General features: G+C 60.3%; 14 protein-coding genes. 6 read left to right on the top strand and 8 right to left on the bottom strand.

Annotated elements, in window-relative coordinates:
* Positions 1 to 186 precede the first annotated feature (186 nt).
* The 4 genes from ACI3EV_RS03310 to erpA all read right to left on the bottom strand — a co-directional run bounded on the left by ACI3EV_RS03310 (position 187) and on the right by erpA (position 4,231).
* Positions 187 to 1,098, bottom strand: a complete 912-nt coding sequence (locus ACI3EV_RS03310) for a GNAT family N-acyltransferase (protein WP_329769913.1) — start codon at positions 1,096 to 1,098, stop codon at positions 187 to 189.
* Positions 1,099 to 1,236: 138 nt separating this feature from the next.
* Positions 1,237 to 2,184 carry a cation diffusion facilitator family transporter gene (locus ACI3EV_RS03305; RefSeq protein ID WP_405198028.1) on the bottom strand — a complete coding sequence of 316 codons (948 nt, stop codon included), beginning with the start codon at positions 2,182 to 2,184 and terminating at the stop codon, positions 1,237 to 1,239.
* A gap of 139 nt (positions 2,185 to 2,323) precedes the next feature.
* Positions 2,324 to 3,766, bottom strand: a complete 1,443-nt coding sequence (mdtD, locus tag ACI3EV_RS03300) for a multidrug transporter subunit MdtD (protein ID WP_329769915.1) — start codon at positions 3,764 to 3,766, stop codon at positions 2,324 to 2,326.
* 84 nt (positions 3,767 to 3,850) lie between these two features.
* The gene (erpA, locus tag ACI3EV_RS03295; RefSeq protein WP_337690940.1) at positions 3,851 to 4,231 is read right to left on the bottom strand and encodes an iron-sulfur cluster insertion protein ErpA; all 381 of its coding nucleotides are present in this window, start codon (positions 4,229 to 4,231) and stop codon (positions 3,851 to 3,853) included.
* Positions 4,232 to 4,451: 220 nt separating this feature from the next.
* Between erpA and ACI3EV_RS03290 the strand changes: the two genes are divergently transcribed.
* From ACI3EV_RS03290 to ACI3EV_RS03280, 3 genes are all read left to right on the top strand, one after another.
* Entirely contained in the window at positions 4,452 to 5,006 is a 555-nt protein-coding gene (locus ACI3EV_RS03290) for a hypothetical protein (RefSeq protein WP_337690942.1), read from the top strand.
* Between the two features lie 32 nt (positions 5,007 to 5,038).
* Positions 5,039 to 6,270 (top strand): IS3 family transposase gene (locus ACI3EV_RS03285; protein WP_405197982.1). Its coding sequence is split into 2 segments (ribosomal slippage): positions 5,039 to 5,306 and positions 5,306 to 6,270, totalling 1,233 coding nucleotides; the frame shifts between segments, so codons are not numbered across the junction.
* Between the two features lie 17 nt (positions 6,271 to 6,287).
* Positions 6,288 to 9,785 (top strand): tandem-95 repeat protein, encoded by a 3,498-nt coding sequence (locus ACI3EV_RS03280; RefSeq protein ID WP_337691697.1) that lies wholly within the window; start codon positions 6,288 to 6,290, stop codon positions 9,783 to 9,785.
* 117 nt (positions 9,786 to 9,902) lie between these two features.
* On the opposite strand, the gene rpsI is transcribed toward ACI3EV_RS03280, so the two are convergent.
* A complete protein-coding gene (gene rpsI / locus ACI3EV_RS03275) occupies positions 9,903 to 10,295 on the bottom strand; it encodes a 30S ribosomal protein S9 (protein WP_329769917.1) in 393 nt (130 codons plus the stop codon).
* A gap of 12 nt (positions 10,296 to 10,307) precedes the next feature.
* Entirely contained in the window at positions 10,308 to 10,736 is a 429-nt protein-coding gene (gene rplM, locus ACI3EV_RS03270) for a 50S ribosomal protein L13 (protein WP_329769918.1), read from the bottom strand.
* 249 nt (positions 10,737 to 10,985) lie between these two features.
* Between rplM and ACI3EV_RS03265 the strand changes: the two genes are divergently transcribed.
* Positions 10,986 to 11,867, top strand: coding sequence for a 23S rRNA (adenine(2030)-N(6))-methyltransferase RlmJ (locus ACI3EV_RS03265; protein WP_337691397.1), 882 nt, complete (start codon positions 10,986 to 10,988; stop codon positions 11,865 to 11,867).
* Between the two features lie 147 nt (positions 11,868 to 12,014).
* On the top strand, positions 12,015 to 13,463 hold the full coding sequence (locus tag ACI3EV_RS03260) for a tryptophanase (RefSeq protein ID WP_329769920.1): 1,449 nt from the start codon (positions 12,015 to 12,017) through the stop codon (positions 13,461 to 13,463).
* 75 nt (positions 13,464 to 13,538) lie between these two features.
* Here the strand turns inward: ACI3EV_RS03260 and ACI3EV_RS03255 are convergent, their stop codons facing one another.
* Together ACI3EV_RS03255 and ACI3EV_RS03250 are read right to left on the bottom strand one after the other, a co-directional pair.
* Positions 13,539 to 14,636 (bottom strand): anhydro-N-acetylmuramic acid kinase, encoded by a 1,098-nt coding sequence (locus tag ACI3EV_RS03255; protein ID WP_329769921.1) that lies wholly within the window; start codon positions 14,634 to 14,636, stop codon positions 13,539 to 13,541.
* A 74-nt stretch (positions 14,637 to 14,710) separates the two neighbouring features.
* Positions 14,711 to 16,096 carry a M23 family metallopeptidase gene (locus tag ACI3EV_RS03250; RefSeq protein WP_329769922.1) on the bottom strand — a complete coding sequence of 462 codons (1,386 nt, stop codon included), beginning with the start codon at positions 16,094 to 16,096 and terminating at the stop codon, positions 14,711 to 14,713.
* Positions 16,097 to 16,455: 359 nt separating this feature from the next.
* On the opposite strand from ACI3EV_RS03250, the gene tyrS reads away from it, so the two are divergent.
* A complete protein-coding gene (tyrS, locus tag ACI3EV_RS03245) occupies positions 16,456 to 17,706 on the top strand; it encodes a tyrosine--tRNA ligase (RefSeq protein ID WP_329769923.1) in 1,251 nt (416 codons plus the stop codon).
* Positions 17,707 to 17,753: the final 47 nt, after the last annotated feature.

The raw sequence follows: 17,753 nt of genomic DNA, 5'->3' as shown, positions 1-17,753 counted from the left end.
TGCATGATGGCCGCATCAGGCACCGCAACCATGGTGCTCTGCCGCCTTTGTTGTTGCTTTCTTTCATCATACTCCCCCGCCTGAAAGGACACATGGCAGCCCCCCGCAACAAAACGTGCCTGTACGGCAAAAGCCGCAGCAGGCACGAAGCGGAGGGGCAGCCCGGTGTGCTGCCCGCAGCAGGAATTACAGGCCGAACTGGCGACGGTAGCGGGCCGGCAGTTCCGGCACGCGCACCATCATGGGCAAGTCAGCGGTATTGAAGTCCGGATCCCACGCCGGTGCACCCAGCACCTTGGCTCCCATGCGCAGATAGCCCTTGATCAGCGCCGGCGGATCCACCTGCACGTCACACTGCAGCTCGTCCACCGGCAGCGCCAGGCGTGGCGTGACGCGGTATTCGATCGGGGCCAGGTGCTTTTCACGCACCTGCTGCCAGATGCTGGCGGCGGCATGGCCGGAAGGGAGGCCCTGATGCTGCATCGGGATGCTGGCACAACCAACCATGGTATCGAGCTGGTTGCGCGACATGAACTCGGCCAGCGCGCCCCACAGGGCGAGGATCACGCCGCCGGAGCGGTGCTCGGCATGCACGCAGCTGCGGCCCAGTTCCACCATGTTGCTGCGCAGATGGCGCAGGCGCACCAGGTCAAATTCGGTTTCGGTATAGAAGCCGCCAATGCGGCGCGACTGTGCCGGCGTCAGCACGCGGTAGGTACCCACCACCATGCCGGTTTCGCTGTCACGCACCAGCAGGTGCTCGCAGTAGTCGTCGAACAGGTCGATATCGTGTTCCGGCAGGTCGGACTTGAGGCGCGCACCCATTTCGAGGGCGAACACCTGGTAGCGCAGGCGCTGGGCCTCACGAACCTCGTCCAGATGACGGGCCCACTGGATCTGGTAAGGCTGCGGACGCGCGGCCACCGGAGTAGCTGCCGGCACGTCAGCGCGTACCACTTCTGCCGGCAGTGCCGGCGGCGGCACGGCCACCGTACGAACTGCAGCAGTGCCCGTCATCAGCAGCGGCTTGCGCAGCAGGGCCGGCAGGCCACGCTTGCGCGGCGACAAGTCCAGCGTGGGGGTGGGCAGATCTTTCATCGGAACATCCTGTCATTTATCGTTCAATCCCAGCAGTTTGGCTGCAGGATATGACAGGAATGATGCGTTCCCGTGAAACTTGCATGACAGAAGTGTCACCCTCTGTATCAGACTGCGACAAGTTGGCACTGCGCCGGCTCAGCTGGCACTGACCGGAGACCCGGCGGCTGCAACCTCGGCGCTGTCGGTTTCATTCTCGGCGGCATCGAACAGCGACTGGTGTGGCTCCACGTCAAATGGCATCATCTCGATGGTGGCGTGCAGGTGCGGCTGCGCCTGCAGCAGCGTACGTTCCAGATCGTTGCGCAGCTTGGCCGACTTGCCGATCGTCCAGCTGGACGGCATGTGCATGTGCATGGAGACGAAGTTGCGTTGGCCGGCTGCACGCGTGGCCACGTGGTCAAACCGCAACTGCTCGCGGCCCTGGGCATCACGCTCACGGTTCACGTAGTCGTCCAGGATATCCTGGATCTGCGCCTGTTCCTCGGGCTTGAGGGCTGCGTCCATCAGGCCGTTGCCCGAAATGCGGATCAGGTGCCAGCCTTCCCACATGATGTTCAGCGCCACCACGATGGCTACCACCGGGTCCAGCCAGAGCCAGCCGGTCAGGTGCACCAGGCCCACGCCAGCAATCACGCCGATGGAGGTCCAGACGTCGGTGCGCAGGTGTCGGCCATCGGCTTCCAGCGCCGGCGAGCGATGGTGGCGACCGGCCATGATCAGCACCCAGGCACCGGCGGCATTCAGCACGGTACTGGCCAGCGAGAGCACCATGCCCCAGCCAAACTGTTCCAGTTCTTGCGGGTTGAACAGGCGGTCCACGGCGGTCCAGAGAATGGCTGCTGCCGCGCCAAAAATCAGGATGCCCTCGAAGCCCGAGGAAAAATACTCGGCCTTGTCATGGCCATAGGGGTGCATTTCATCCGGCGGCTGCTCGGCCACCGTCACCATGGCCAGGGCAAAAACGGCACCGGCCAGGTTCACGAAGGATTCCAGGCCATCGGACAGGAAGCCAACCGAGCCGGTCAGGTACCAGGCCGTCATCTTCAGGCCAATGGTGATGATGGCCGCCAGGGCCGACAACATCAACAGGACTTTGGGAGGCGGAAAACGGAATGTCATGACACACCAGAAGAGTGATAGTTACGTGCTGTCAGTGTAGCCCTGCCCCGGAAAAATGCACGGGTTTGCCCTAAGTCCCCACAAAAAATGCCAGTCAGATGGGCTACTCCGGCAGATCCAGCTGCTGCAGCTTGCGCGTGAGTCGTGATCCGGGTGATTGCTGCCAGAAAATCCAGGTCGATGCCAGCGTCATCAGTCCCATGCAGACATAGGTACCCTGCAGCGCCAGCACCACTTCCTGGCCATGGTCATCGATCTGCAGCCAGTCGCTGAAGCCCCCCAGCACGGCACCAGCCAGCGCCACGCCCAGGCTCATCGCCAGCATCTGCATCATCGAGAACAGGCTGTTGCCGCTGCTGGCCTGGTGCGGATCCAGGTCATGCAGGGTCAGCGCATTCATGGCGGTGAACTGCACCGAGTTGCAGGCTCCGAACAGCGCCAGATGCAGCAGCATCCAGCCGACGCCCTGGTACAGCGGCACCAGCGCAAAGCTGGCAATCAGCAGGCCCAGCAGCACGGTATTAGTGACCAGTACCTGGCGATAGCCATAGCGCGTAATGGTGCCGGTGGCAATGCGCTTGACCAGCATGCCCGCCATTGCCATCGGCAGCATCATCATGCCAGCCTGGGCCGGCGAATAGCCCATGCCAAGTTGCAGCAGCAGCGGCACCAGGAACGGCATGGCACTGCTGCCCAGCCGCGAGAACAGGTTGCCCAGCAGGCCAATCGTGTACGACGGCACCTTGAACAGGCCCAGCGGGAACAGCGGCTGCTCCTGCCGCGAGGCACGCACGAAGTAGGCTGCCAGGCAGGCCAGCCCGCTCACCAGCATGACGACCGCGGCAACGACCGGCAGTCCGTAGCTGTGCACGCCATCGACCGACAGCGACACCATCACCATGGACAAGGCCAATAACAGATAACCGGCGACATCCAGCCGCACCCTGCCCTCGCCGCGGAAATCCGGCAGATAGCGCATGGCCGCCAGCCAGCCAATCAGGCCGACCGGTACGTTGACCAGGAATACCCAGTGCCAGGAAGCCGCCTCAGTCAGCCAGCCGCCCAGCGTCGGGCCGAGCAACGGCCCGACCAGGCCGGGAATGGCGACAAAGCTCATCGCCGCGAGGAACTGCTCCTTCGGGTAGGCGCGCAAGACCGACAGGCGGCCGACCGGCAGCAGCAATGCGCCACCAGCCCCCTGGATCACGCGCGCCAGTACCAGCTCGCGCAGGCTGCCAGCCATGCCGCACAGCAGCGATCCGAGCACGAACACCAGGATCGCCCCGAGGTAGATGCGGCGCGTGCCAAAACGGTCGGCCAGCCAGCCCGAGATCGGGATCAGCGTGGCCATGGTGAGCGAATAGGCAACGATCACCGACTGCATGCGCAGCGGACTTTCGTTCAAGTCACGCGCCATCGCCGGCAGCGCGGTGTTGACGATGGTGCCGTCCAGCGTCTGCATGAAGAAGCCGACCGCGACCAGCCACAGCAGGATGCGCAGCGAGCGGTCATCGGTATCGGCCGGTCGGGAATCGTTCTGGGTCACGGGAAGATGGCAGCAGTCACGAAAAAGCCGCCCGGCAAGGGCGGCCCGTCGCTGGAGGCCTGCGCATCGGCAGGCCGATCCAGTTTACATGCTGAAGCTGGAACCGCAGCCGCAGGTGGTTTCCGCGTTCGGGTTGCGGATCACGAACTGCGCGCCCTGCAGGTCTTCCTTGTAGTCGATCTCGGCACCGGCCAGATACTGGAAGCTCATGGCATCGATCAGCAGGGAAACACCATTCTTGGTCATCACGGTGTCATCGTCGTTGGTGATTTCGTCGAAGGTGAAACCGTACTGGAAACCGGAGCAGCCGCCGCCCTGCACGAATACGCGCAGCTTGAGATCCGGGTTGCCTTCTTCGGCGATCAGGTCGGCCACCTTGGCAGCAGCGCTCTCGGTGAACAGGATCGGATCGTCGGAAGCAGGCACATCAGCCACAGGGGTGCTGACATCGGTAGCAGTGGTCATGGTGTTCTCGTCTATCTAGAAAATGGGAATGCCCAATAGTACAGCAATTCACTCAACCATTGGAGGGGTGGGGGTTTGTTCTGTCGTCATTCTGACGCAGGGCGGCGCACGTTGAGCCGCAGGGGAAACCCGTAGCGAGAGGCGTTTGAATCAGAATGTAAAAATACTCTGTTACATTGTATACCGACCAAAAAATGTAACCACTCTAAACAGGAAAAACATGCCGGGATCAGAACAAAAAATCGCTCTTCATGTACATACTCAGGGCACCCCTCAGGCTCAAATTGTGCAGCTGCCAACAAGTACGCAGGATGGACCAGCACGCATCAAGGCCACGCCTGAAAGCAGGTATCAATTCATAGATTCGACCGGTACCAGCACTCCCAGCAAGATAACTACCAGTCGTCACGGAAATGACTTGCACGTTGTCTTGGGCGAAGCCTCGGAACAGGCTGACCTGATCATTGAAGACTTCTACAGTCATGCTCCGGACACGTACAGCCTGTTTGGGACAACACAAGACGGCAGCCTCCAAGCCTACTTGCCTGCCACTGCCGATGCCAGCAACGCCGTAAGCATGCTGGCCGAAGGCACACAAGCCACACAGCATTTGGCAGGCGACACCCTAAGCAGTGTCTGGGCGGGTTCTGCCAGCAGCGCTACGCCTGTGCTGGCTGGTATTGGAGCGCTTGCTCTGGCGGGCATTGCTATTGGCGGCGGCAGTAGTAACAGCAAATCCAGCAACAAGGCCCCAATTGGAGTTCCCCCCATTTGACGGACACTTTCACTGAGAAGAAAGGAGCCCCCATGGGAAAAACCAAGCCCCCGTACCCCGAGGCATTCAAACAGCAGATCGTCGAGCTGTTTCATTCCGGTCGCAGCCAATCCGAGCTGGCACGTGAGTTCGATGTGTCAGCGGTGAGCATTGCCAACTGGGTTGCACGCGCTGCAGCCGATGCTGGCAAGCCGTTATCCGGCAAGGATGTGTTGACAACGTCCGAGCGCGAGGAACTCGTCCGCTTGCGCCGGGAGGTCAAGCGTCTTCAAACGGAGCGCGACATCCTGGCAAAGGCTACGGCCTGGTTTGCCGGACAAAGCGAGAAGACGTCCACGCCGTCTACGCGCTGATGCAGGCGAACCAGGCCGATCTCCCAATACGCACCATGGCCCGGGTGTTGGGTGTGTCCAGCAGTGGTTACCACGACTGGCTAAATCGCCGACCCAGTGCACGCGATCAGGCCAATGCCGAGCTGCTGCTGCGCATCAAAGCCATCCATCAGATGAGCGATACCACCTACGGCGTGCCGCGCATGGTCGCGCAACTGGCGCGCGATGGGGTGATCGTCAACAAGAAGCGCGTCGAACGCCTGATGCGTCAGGCGAGTCTGAAGGGTGTCAGCCGCCGGCGCGGCTGGTGCGTGACAACGCGCCGTGATCGAGAGGCTGGGCTGGCCAGCGATCTGGTCAATCGCCGCTTTGCGGCGGATGCTCCTAACCAACTTTGGGTGGCAGACATGACCTACCTGCCTACCTGGAGCGGGTTTGCCTATCTGGCGGTAGTCATCGACGTATACAGCCGCAAAGTAGTGGGTTGGGCCTTTGGCACGCGCATGACGGCCGATCTGGTGGTGCAGGCGTTGGAGATGGCCGCCTTCACGCGCAAGCCCCAGGGCGTCATCCACCACTCCGATCAGGGCAGCCAATACACCAGCACGGTGTTTGGCAAGCGTTGCGAGGAAATGGGCGTGCGCCCAAGCATGGGATCGGTGGGGGATGCTTACGACAACGCCATGGCCGAGAGTTTCTTTGCCAGCCTGGAATGCGAACTGGTCAACCGAAGAAGCTGGAAAAGCCAGACCGAGGCCAGGCATGCCGTGTTTACCTGGATAGAGGGCTGGTACAACCCACATCGGTTGCACAGCGCACTGGGCTACCTTGCTCCCAACGAATTCGAGCAAATCAATGCACAATCCGGGCAGTCCCCGGTAGAAAATACCACCGTTACCGCGCTGAATTCTTCAGCGCTCAACCGTCCGTGAGATAGGGGGAACTCCAAATTGCAGCAAACGATAGCAAGACCCTCGAGGTCAACTCACCTCTTGCCAGCAAACTCCCCCCAGCCTCTGATGCCGATGGCGACAAGATCAGCTATACGTTGCACAGTCAAGCCAAAAATGGCAAGGCCACTATCAATGCTGATGGCAGCTATAGCTACACTCCCAACTCTGGCTATCAGGGCGATGACAGTTTCAGCTACAGCGTCAACGATGGCAAAGGTGGCAGCAATATTTACAACATTGCCCTGACCGTCAAGGCAGCCAACGTGGCACCTACCGGATCTGACGGGTTCTACTTCCTGGAAGAAGACGTTGCCCTGAACAACACCTTGCCATTAGCACAAGATGTCAATGGCGACCGCATCGTCTACAGCCTCGCACAACAAGCAAGCGCTGGAACTGCCACTGTTCGCTCTGATGGCAGCTTCACCTACACACCTGCGGCTAACAGCAACGGAGTTGACAGCTTCACTTACACCATTAGCGATGGCAACGGGGGCAGCAATACTTATACGGCAAACCTGTATGTTGTGCCTGTGAATGATGCCCCTACTGCCAGTGACGTGAGCGCAACTCTGGATGAAGATACGGGTGTGCGCGCGCAGTTACCCACCTACACGGATCATGATCCATTTGATGTCATCAAATACAGTATTGTCACTGAACCAGAACACGGCAGTGCAATCGTGTATCCAGACGGCAGGTACTACTATTACCCGAATCCTGATTATCACGGCGTTGATAGCTTCACCTACGCTGTCGATGACGGCCAAGGTGGGCGTAATGTCTACACCATCAATCTGACCATCAATTCAATTGAAGATGCGCCTGTTACCAGTCATGACTACAAGACACTGGATGAAGACACCCAACTGACCAGCAAAGTACCAACTGCTCGTGAGCCGGAGGGTGACCCGGTTACTTACAGCTTGAGCACCAAGCCCCTGAATGGCTCCCTGAAGATGACAGCAGATGGCAGCTATACATATGTGCCCAACGCCAATTTTTACGGGTCCGATAGCTTCACGTATATTGCCAGCGATGACAAAGGAAACAGCAACACTGCGACCATTCACTTGTACATCAACCCCGTAAATGACGCTCCTATCGCAAGTAACACCACCATCTCAATAAATGAAGACGAATCGTCAGTGGGATACTTGCCTACAGCGACTGATGCGGATGGCGACTATGTGACTTACTCACTCACAACAGCGCCATCCAACGGCGCAGCTACCATTTCCAGCTACGGGTATTATCAATACAGCCCCAATCTCGACTACCATGGCAAGGACAGCTTCACCTACACGGTCAATGACAGCTATGGTGGCAGCAATACCTATACCGTCAGCGTTACGGTCAATCCCGTCAACGATGCTCCTATAGCCGATGACCTTTACCAATCGCTGGACGAGGACACGGTGCTTGAAGGCAGGCTGCCAGCTGCCACGGATGCAGAGGGTGACGTCATTACCTATTCCTTGGCATTCCCGGCCATGAACGGCGTGGCCGCTGTCAAAGCTGATGGCAGCTACACCTATACACCCAACGCCAACTACCACGGCTACGATCACTTTGCCTACTCTGTAGACGACGGCCAAGGCGGCATCAGCACCTACTACGTCAACCTGGAAATCAATTCCATCAACGACATTCCTACTGCCGCAGATGCCGCCATCGCTCTTGACGAAGACACTTGGTTTGCTGGATATTTGCCTCCCTTTAACGACGAGGATGCACTGCCATTCGAGGTCACATACGCATTAGGTACCCAAGCATCACATGGAACGGCCTGGGTTAGCGATCTTGGCTATTACGAGTACACACCAAACCCTGACTACAATGGCAATGACAATTTCACCTACACGGTTAATGACAGCTATGGTGGCAGCAACACCTATACCGTCAGCGTCACGGTCAATCCTGTCAACGATGCCCCGATAGCCGATAACCTGTACCAATCGCTGGACGAGGACACGGTGCTTGATGGCAAGCTACCAGCGGCCACAGATGTAGAGGGAGACACCATCACCTACACCCTGGCCTCCCCTGCCATGAATGGTGTGGCTACTGTCAGCGCTGATGGCAGTTACTCCTATACGCCCTACGCCAACTACCACGGTCAGGACTACTTTGTCTACTCTGTAGACGATGGCCAAGGCGGCGTCAATACGTACAGCGTCCACCTGGAAATCAATTCCATCAACGACATTCCTACTGCCGCAGATACCGCCATCGCTCTCGACGAAAATTCATTGTTTTATGGGAATCTGCCACCCATTAATGATGAAGATGGCCTGGCATTTGACTGGGTCACATACGCGTTGGGTATCCAGGCTTCGCATGGAATAGCCACGGTTAATGAGTTGGGATATTACGAGTACACACCAAACCCTGACTATCATGGCAATGACAGCTTCACCTACACGGTTAATGACAGCTATGGTGGCAGCAACACCTATACCGTCAGCGTCACGGTCAATCCTGTCAACGATGCCCCGATAGCCGATGACCTTTACCAATCGCTGGATGAGGACACAGTGCTTGAAGGCAAGCTGCCAGCTGCCACGGATGCGGATGGAGACGCGATCACCTACGTGCTGGCATTTCCAGCCATATACGGCATGACCACTGTCAACACTGATGGCAGCTACTCCTATACGCCCGATGCCAACTACTACGGCTCTGACTACTTTGGCTACTCTGTAGATGATGGCCAAGGTGGCATCAGTACGTACAGCGTTAGCTTATCAATCAATCCCCTCAACGATGCGCCAACTTCATCTTCGGATGTTCAATCAGTAGATCAAAATGGTTACCTGCATGGATATTTGCCCCCGGTTGAAGATATTGACTCTGCTTCTCCAATATATTCCATAGTCAACCAACCAGGAAACGGAGTGGCTTCCATCTATTACGACGGTAGTTTTTCATACATTCCAAACTCAGGCTTTCAAGGCATTGACAGCTTCGACTTCATGGTCACGGATGAGCAAGGCGCCAAAAATACCTACACCCTCACCATTCATGTAAACAACAGCGATGGATCATACAATTACGCCCCAGAAACATCATACGCCCGTGAATTAGTCATGCACAATACGCCTCTTGAATCCAGCATCAAGAACGTTTCAGATAGAAATGGCGACACCCTGACCTATAAGCTGGATAAACAGCCTTATTGGGGTGGTCATGTGGAATTAAATATGGATGGTAGCTATACCTTTACGCCAGAGCTAGGACAACAAGGTTTCCACAGCTTTACATTCATCGTGAGCGATGGACGTGGCGGCAACACTAAAGGACATATCGAGTTCTATATCGAACCTGCTCCGACTCTTCCAATCTCGTATAGCAACCTGCTTTCCACCAGCGTGACCAATGAAGCTTCTTTCAACAATAATACTTCTTACGTAAACTCAAGTGAGCACAGCACCATCATTCAAAGCACCATACCTTACTCTGAAGCCCAAGCAACAACACTCATTTTGATTTAACAAGATGTGAACGACGTCAAGCTACGTGTTTGGCGTCGTTCAACACATTAATTTAAGAGTCAAAAAAAAACCGCAATAGCCAAAGCTATTGCGGTTTTCTGCCAGATCGGGCCAGTATCAGCGCTTGCTGAACTGCTTGGCACGGCGGGCGCCGCGCAGACCGATCTTCTTGCGCTCCACTTCGCGCGCGTCACGCGTCACGAAGCCAGCCTTGCTCAGCTCGGGCTTCAAGCCTGCGTCGTAGTCGATCAGGGCACGCGTGATGCCGTGACGGATCGCGCCTGCCTGGCCGGATTCACCGCCGCCGTGCACGTTGACTTGCACGTCGAAGGCTTCCAGATTTTCAGTCAGGGCCAGCGGCTGCTTGGCGATCATGATGGAGGTCTGGCGGCCGAAGAACGCTTCGATGTCCTTGCCGTTGACCGTGATCTTGCCGGAGCCTTTTTTCAGAAACACGCGGGCGACGCTGGATTTGCGACGGCCGGTGCCATTGTTCCAATCACCAATCATTGTGATGCTCCTTTAGACTTCCAGCACTTTGGGTTGTTGGGCGCTGTGCGGATGCTCAGCACCGCCATACACCTTCAGCTTCTTGATCATGGCGTAACCCAGAGGACCCTTGGGCAGCATGCCCTTGACGGCCTTCTCGAGTGCACGGCCAGGATGCTTGGCTTGCAGGTCGCGGAAGTTGGTGGCAGTGATGCCGCCCGGGAAACCGGAATGACGGTAGTACATCTTGTCCAGGCTCTTGGTACCAGTGACCTTGATCTTGGATGCGTTGATGATGACGATGTAATCGCCAGTGTCAACGTGAGGCGTGTAAATGGCCTTGTGCTTGCCGCGCAGACGGAGGGCAACTTCGCTGGCTACCCGTCCGAGCACCTTGTCGGTGGCGTCAATCACAAACCACTCATGTTGCACCTCAGCGGGTTTTGCGCTGAAAGTTTTCATGGTTGAATTTCCTTGGGAAAAGTGGTTTGGTGGCTATTTCGCTAGCCTGTCGTGCACCATGCACGACGCGGGCGTCCGGCCTATTCCACGGTCGGTGTTCTTCTGACGGAACCTCTTAGGTGGGGTACTGCTCTTGCCGCGGGCCGAAAACGCAAGCAAGCCTGTGATTATACGAAGAAAACCGTAGCCTGCGCAAATTTCCTGCTGCAGCCCCCTTTGGCGCACGAAGCCCTGTACCATTTGCACATCATGTTCAGCTACCGCCACTCCTTCCATGCCGGCAACCATGCCGATGTGCTCAAGCACCTGACACAACTGGTCATCCTGCGCTACCTCACCAGCGCCAAGGACACGCCGCTGCTGTTGACCGATGCCCACGCCGGCACCGGCGTCTACCGGCTGGACAGCAACGATGCCCAGACCAGCGGCGAAGCGGTCGAGGGCATCCTGCCGCTGTGGGAGCAATACGGCCCGGGCGGCAAGCAGGCCCCCGAGGCGCTGCAGGACTACCTGGAGCTGCTGGCCAGCTTCAACCCGGACGGCGGCCTGCGCAAGTACCCCGGCTCGCCCTTCATCACCGCCAGCGTGATGCGCCCGCAAGACCAGCTGCGCCTGTTCGAGCTGCATCCGACCGACGGCCGCCTGCTGTCCAAGCACATGGACGAGTTCGGCAAGAGTACGCAGATCCAGGTGATCCGCAACAACGGCTTCATGGGCCTGAAAGCACTGCTGCCGCCGGCCAGCCGCCGCGGCCTGGTGCTGATGGATCCGAGCTACGAACTCAAGACCGATTACGGCCAGGTCGCCAGCTGTATCGACGACGCCCTGCGCCGCTTTGCTACTGGCTGCTACATGATCTGGTACCCGGTGATTCCGCGTCCGGAAGCGCACGAGCTGCCGCGCAAGCTCAAGACCATGACGCAGCGCGCCGGTCGCTCCTGGTTGCACGCCACGCTGTCGATCGGCCGTGACGAGGAGCAGCAGGCACACCCCGGCCTGCGCGCCAGCGGCGTGTTCGTGATCAACCCGCCCTTCGTGCTCAAGGGCCAGCTTGATGCCGCCCTGCCCGTGGTGCACCAGTGCCTGAAGCGCGGCAGCGGTGCCGGCTGGCTGGTCGAAAGCAGCGGCTGACACTCGCCACCAGGCGTGCTCCCGCGCTGGCGTGCGTCTGGCACGCTTTATGCAGGCGCATAATATCGGATTCACCTGTAGCGGATGGGCGTGACTCGGCCATCCGCTGCGCTGCTTTTCCATTCCAACATTCGGAGAATTTCCCCCATGGCCAAGGTCTCGTTTTTCAGCGGCAAGCAGATTCCGCTGGAAATGCACAAGGTGCGCATCGTCCAGAAACTCAACTTGCCGCCGGTCGAGCAGCGCCTGCAGGCCATCACCGATGCCGGCAACAACACCTTCCTGCTGCAGAACCAGGACGTGTTCATGGACATGCTGACCGACAGCGGCGTCAACGCCATGAGCGACCGCCAGCAGGCCGCCATGATGGTGGCCGATGACAGCTACGCCGGCAGCGAAACCTACACCCGCCTGGCCAGCAAGCTGCACGAGATCTTCGGCATGGACTATTTCCTGCCGGCGCACCAGGGCCGTGCCTGCGAGAACATCCTGGCGCAGACTTTCGTCAAGCCCGGCACCATCGTGCCGATGAACTACCACTTCACCACCACCAAGGCGCATATCGTGCTCAATGGCGGCACTGTCGAGGAAATCATTGCCGACAAGGGCCTGGAGGTGGTCAGCGAGGAGCCGTTCAAGGGCGACATGGACATCGCCAAGCTGCAGGGCCTGGTGCAGCAGCACGGCAGCGAAAAAATCGCCTTCGTGCGCATGGAAGCCGGCACCAACCTGATCGGCGGCCAGCCGATTTCGCTGCAGAACCTGCGCGAAATCCGTCAGGTGTGTGACCAGCACGGCCTGCTGCTGGTACTGGACGCCAGCCTGCTGGCCGACAACCTGTATTTCCTGAAGCAACGCGAGGCCAGCTGCCAGCCGCTGTCGATTCGCGCGATCACGCGCCAGCTGGCCGACCAGTGCGACATCATCTACTTCTCGGCACGCAAGCTCGGCTGCGCACGCGGTGGCGGCATCTGTATCCGCGACAAGGCGCTGTTCGAAAAGATGCGTGGCCTGGTGCCGCTGTACGAAGGCTTCCTGACCTATGGCGGCATGTCGGTGCGCGAGATGGAAGCGCTGACCGTGGGCCTGGACGAGACCATGGACGAAGACGTGATCAGCCAGGGCCCGCAGTTCATCGCCTACATGGTGGACGAGCTGCAGAAGGCTGGCGTGCCAGTGATTACCCCGGCCGGCGGCCTGGGCTGCCATATCAACGTGATGGAGTTCCTGGACCATATCCCGCAGCAGGACTACCCGGCTGGTGCCATGGCGGCGGCCCTGTACATTGCCAGCGGCGTACGCGGCATGGAGCGCGGCACCATGTCCGAGCAGCGTGATCCGGATGGCACCGAGCCGATGGCGAACATGGAGTTGCTGCGCCTGGCCATGCCGCGCCGCGTGTTCACGCTGTCGCAGGTGCAGTATGCGATTGACCGCATCGTCTGGCTGTACCAGAACCGCCAGCTGATCGGCGGCCTGCGCTTTGTCGAAGAGCCGGAAATCCTGCGCTTCTTCTACGGTCGCCTGGCACCGATCGACGACTGGCAGAACAAGCTGGTGGCCAAGTTCCGCGAAGACTTTGGCGACAGCCTGTAATTGCGACCACGGGGGCATCGCCCCTGAGACGACAAAGGCACCCTCGGGTGCCTTTTTGCTGTCTGACGCTGGGGCTCAGGCCGGGTAGATACAGCCCAGCACGCGCGGCCCGGCAGCGCCAGTCACCGCCGACAGGTCGATCGGCTGGCGCAGCCAGCTGTTCCAGGCCAGCCAGGCAAAGGCCATCGCCTCGACCGCCTGCGGGTCCATGCCGTGGTCGGCCGTGGAACAGACCTCGACGCCGGGCAGACCGCTGCGCAGATGCTGCAGGATGGTGGCATTGCGCACGCCCCCGCCGCAGACCAGCAGGCGCTGCGTTCCCACACCGTGCTGCTGCACGGCCTGGACAGCGGCCTGGCCCGTGTAGGCGGTCAGCGTGGCCTGCACATCGACCGGGGCGGCATCGGCATGGCCCTGCAGCTGTTGCGCCAGCCAGTCCGGGTTGAACAGGTCACGGCCGGTGCTCTTGGGCGGCGGCTGCTGCAGATACGGCTCAGCCAGCAGGCGCTGCAACAGCGATGGCAGCAGCTGACCCTGGGCCGCCCACTGGCCACCGGCATCGTAGGGCTGGCCGGTATGGCGCAGGCACCACCAGTCCAGCAGCGCATTGGCCGGGCCACAGTCAAAGCCCAGCGGTGCCTGACCGGGGCGCAAAAAGCTCAGGTTGGCGATACCCCCCAGGTTCAGCACTGCCAGCGCCTGGCCGACACCCCAGACCGCCTGGTGGAAGGCCGGCACCAGTGGCGCGCCCTGCCCGCCTGCCGCCACGTCGCGGCTGCGAAAGTCACAGGCCACGGCAATGCCGGTCAGTTCGGCCAGCAAGGCGCCATTGACCAGTTGCAGCGAGTAGCCGGTGCCATCGAACAGTCCGGGACGGTGGCGCACGGTCTGGCCATGCGCGCCCTGCACTGCCACCTGTTGCGGCGACACGCCGGCCTCGCGGCACAACTGCAGGCTGCAATCGGCATACAGCCGCATCAGTCCGTTGGCGGCCAGGGCGGCTCGGTGCAGTTCGTTGTCGGTGGGGCTGTTGAGCGCCCAGAGCTGCTCGCGCAGGGCTTCGGGCATGGGCAGGCTGACCAGCGCGCGCTGACGCAGCTGCGGGGAGCCATCAGCGGCCACGCTGCATTCGGCCAGCACGCCATCAACCCCGTCCATGGAGGTGCCGGACATCAGGCCAATGCACAACAGCCCGCCCGCCGCAGGAGCGGCAGCAGCGGGCTGCGGAATCACCGGATCAGGCGTGATCACTCGGCGCTGGCGAGCTGGATGGCTTCGGCCATCTCCCAGTGGCGCTGGGCCTGGACCACTACCTGGCGGAAGGCATCACGCTCGGAAGCGGCAATGCTGGTGCTGCGCTGTTCAGCCATCACCACCAGCGGGTCTTCGGCCACGCCGTTGTTGCGCGTCTCGAAGTGCAGGTGCGGGCCGGTGGACCAGCCGGTACTGCCGATCTTGCCGACCTGTTCGCCCTTGGCCACCTTCTCGCCGACCTTGACGCCGATGCTGCTCAGGTGCGCAAAGAAGGTAGTCTGCTTGCCACCGTGCTGGATCTCGATGGAGTTGCCGTAGCCGTTCTGCCAGCCGGCAAACGTGACCACGCCATCGGCGATCGTCTGCACCGGGGTGCCAGTGGGTGCGGCATAGTCGACACCGGTATGGGCACGCGCCACGCCAAACACCGGGTGGATGCGGTAGGAGGTGAACTCGCTGGTGATCACGGCACCGGGAGCCGGCGTCGGCAGCAGCGCCGGCGTCAGGCCCTCGCCTGCCGGCGTGTAGTAGTCGCCCTTGGCCGACTTGCGCGACGGCTGGTACCAGATCGCTTCATGGCTCTTGCCCTGCACCTGCACCGAGGCGCTCAGCACGCGGCCGGCACCCAGGATCTGGCCATCGAGCAGGTAGCGCTCATAGGCCACCTGCAGGCTGTCGCCCTTGCGGATATCGCCCTTGACATCAGCCACCGGTTCGAAGATGTCCAGCATCTGGTTGGCCACGGTTTCGGGGATGCCGGCCTGGGTGGTGGCGCGGAAGAAGGAATCACGCACCTCGACCTGGGCCAGGGCCACCGTCATCTCGGCAGAGCCAGTCTTGACCTGATGCACAAAGCCCTTGTCGGTGCGCGTCAGCACCAGCTGGCGGTAGCGACCGGGACGCTCGGCATCGAGCCAGCTCACGGTGAGCTGCTTCAGGCGGTGATCGGGGTAGACCTCGGCCTTGACCAGGCGGTCCTGCGGGCCGAGCAGTTCGGTACGGACCGTGTCCATCTCGCGCACATAGCTTTCGGCAGCGCCGTCCTGCACGGCCAGGCGCTTGAGCAGCGCAGCCGCGGTATCGGTGCTGCGCGTTTCCGTGCTGCGATAGAGCGTGAAATCATGGGCGCGCAGGGCAGCGGCCTGCTGCTCGTAGCTGGTGACGGGTTGGACCACTTCCAGCACCTGGCGCACGACGATCTGGTCGTCAGACGGCTGGGCCACAGCAAAGGCACCGCTGGCACCCAGTGCCAGGGAGACGACTACGCCGGCTGCACCGAAACCGGGATGGGCACGCAGCCAGGTGCGCGCTTCCTGCGCGGCCTGGCGCAGGGTGCCCTGCTGTTCCTGAGATGCTACGTCTTGTTCTTGAGTATTCATCAAGCAACCTGTTCTTCCGGAAGGACATGCACACGACTTGCGTGTACGGCCTCACATGACAAGCGGCCCTGTTGCCGGACCGCTGCCTGTGCTGCACGGCGAGCATCTGCCGGTGATTCCGGTTGATGCCCTGCCCCTGGACTGTGCCAAGAGGCGTTGCCGCTGCCTGCCACTGGCGCCCATGGATAAAATGGTAACCAGTCTTGCCAAACGACCGTCCTGGCCCACACAGTTGTAGGATCAGGACGACATGATTGTCGGAGTATGACAGCATTTGCCTGTCACAACCCTGAATTTGCTGCAAGAGCACATAACAGATCGGGGCCTAGTTTCCGCCCCGGACACCGCGGATATTTTGTATGAACGAGAACAATTCCACAGAAAACAAGCAGTTGGAGCCAAGTGATCAGGTAAAACATGCCATGCAGGTGACGTTGCGGGGATGCGACGAACTGATTCCGCAGGAAGACTGGCTGAAAAAACTGGTCCGTTCCGAACAGACCGGCACGCCGCTGCGCATCAAGCTCGGCCTGGATCCGACCGCGCCTGACATCCACCTGGGCCACACCGTGGTGCTGAACAAGCTGCGCCAGCTGCAGGATCTGGGCCACACGGTGATCTTCCTGATTGGTGATTTCACCAGCCTGATCGGCGATCCGTCCGGCCGCAACAGCACGCGCCCGCCACTGACCGCCGAGCAGATCAAGCTCAACGCCGAAACCTATTACCAGCAGGCCGGCAAGATCCTGGATCCGGAGCGTACCGAGATCCGCTACAACAGCGAGTGGAACGACCAGCTGGGCGCGCGCGGCATGATCCAGCTCGCCGCCCGCTACACGGTAGCGCGCATGATGGAACGCAACGACTTCCACGACCGCTTCCACGCCGGCAACTCGATCAGCGTGCACGAGTTCCTCTACCCGCTGATGCAGGGCTACGATTCGGTGGCACTGAAGTCCGACATGGAGCTGGGCGGTACCGACCAGAAGTTCAACCTGCTGATGGGCCGCCATCTGCAGCAGGAGTACGGCCAGGAGCCGCAGTGCATCCTGACCATGCCGCTGCTGGAAGGTCTGGACGGCGTCGAGAAGATGTCCAAGTCCAAGGGCAACTACATTGGCGTGACCGAAGACGCCAACGCCATGTTTGCCAAGACGCTGTCCATCAGCGATACCCTGATGTGGCGCTGGTACACCCTGCTGTCCTTCCGTGGCGAAGCCGAGATTGCCGCGCTCAAGGCCGAGATCGAGGCTGGCCGCAACCCGAAGGACGCCAAGGTCGCGCTGGCCAAGGAAATCACCGCGCGCTTCCACAGCGCAGCCGCGGCCGATGCGGCCGAACAGGACTTCATCAACCGCAGCAAGGGCGGCATTCCGGACCAGATCGACGAGCGCAGCCTGCCGCTGGCCGATGGCGCGCCGGTCGGTATCGGCGCCCTGCTCAAGCAAGCCGGCCTGACCGCCTCCAGCGGCGAAGCCAACCGCCTGATCGATGGCGGCGGCGTGCGCGTGGACGGCAACGTCATCAGCGACAAGGGCCTGAAACTGGGCGCTGGCACCTATGTGCTGCAGGTAGGCAAGCGCAAGTTCCTGCGCGCCACGCTGGCCTGACGAGGCCCAGGGTGACGCGGAAAACACCGTGTCACCCAAACTTCAAC

This window comes from Allobrachymonas wangyanguii (genome assembly GCF_045055315.1).
GTDB classification, from domain to species: Bacteria; Pseudomonadota; Gammaproteobacteria; order Burkholderiales; family Burkholderiaceae_C; genus Brachymonas; species Brachymonas wangyanguii.
The sequence above is the reverse complement of the archived record's forward strand: the minus strand, read 5'-3'. Positions and strand labels throughout refer to the sequence as shown.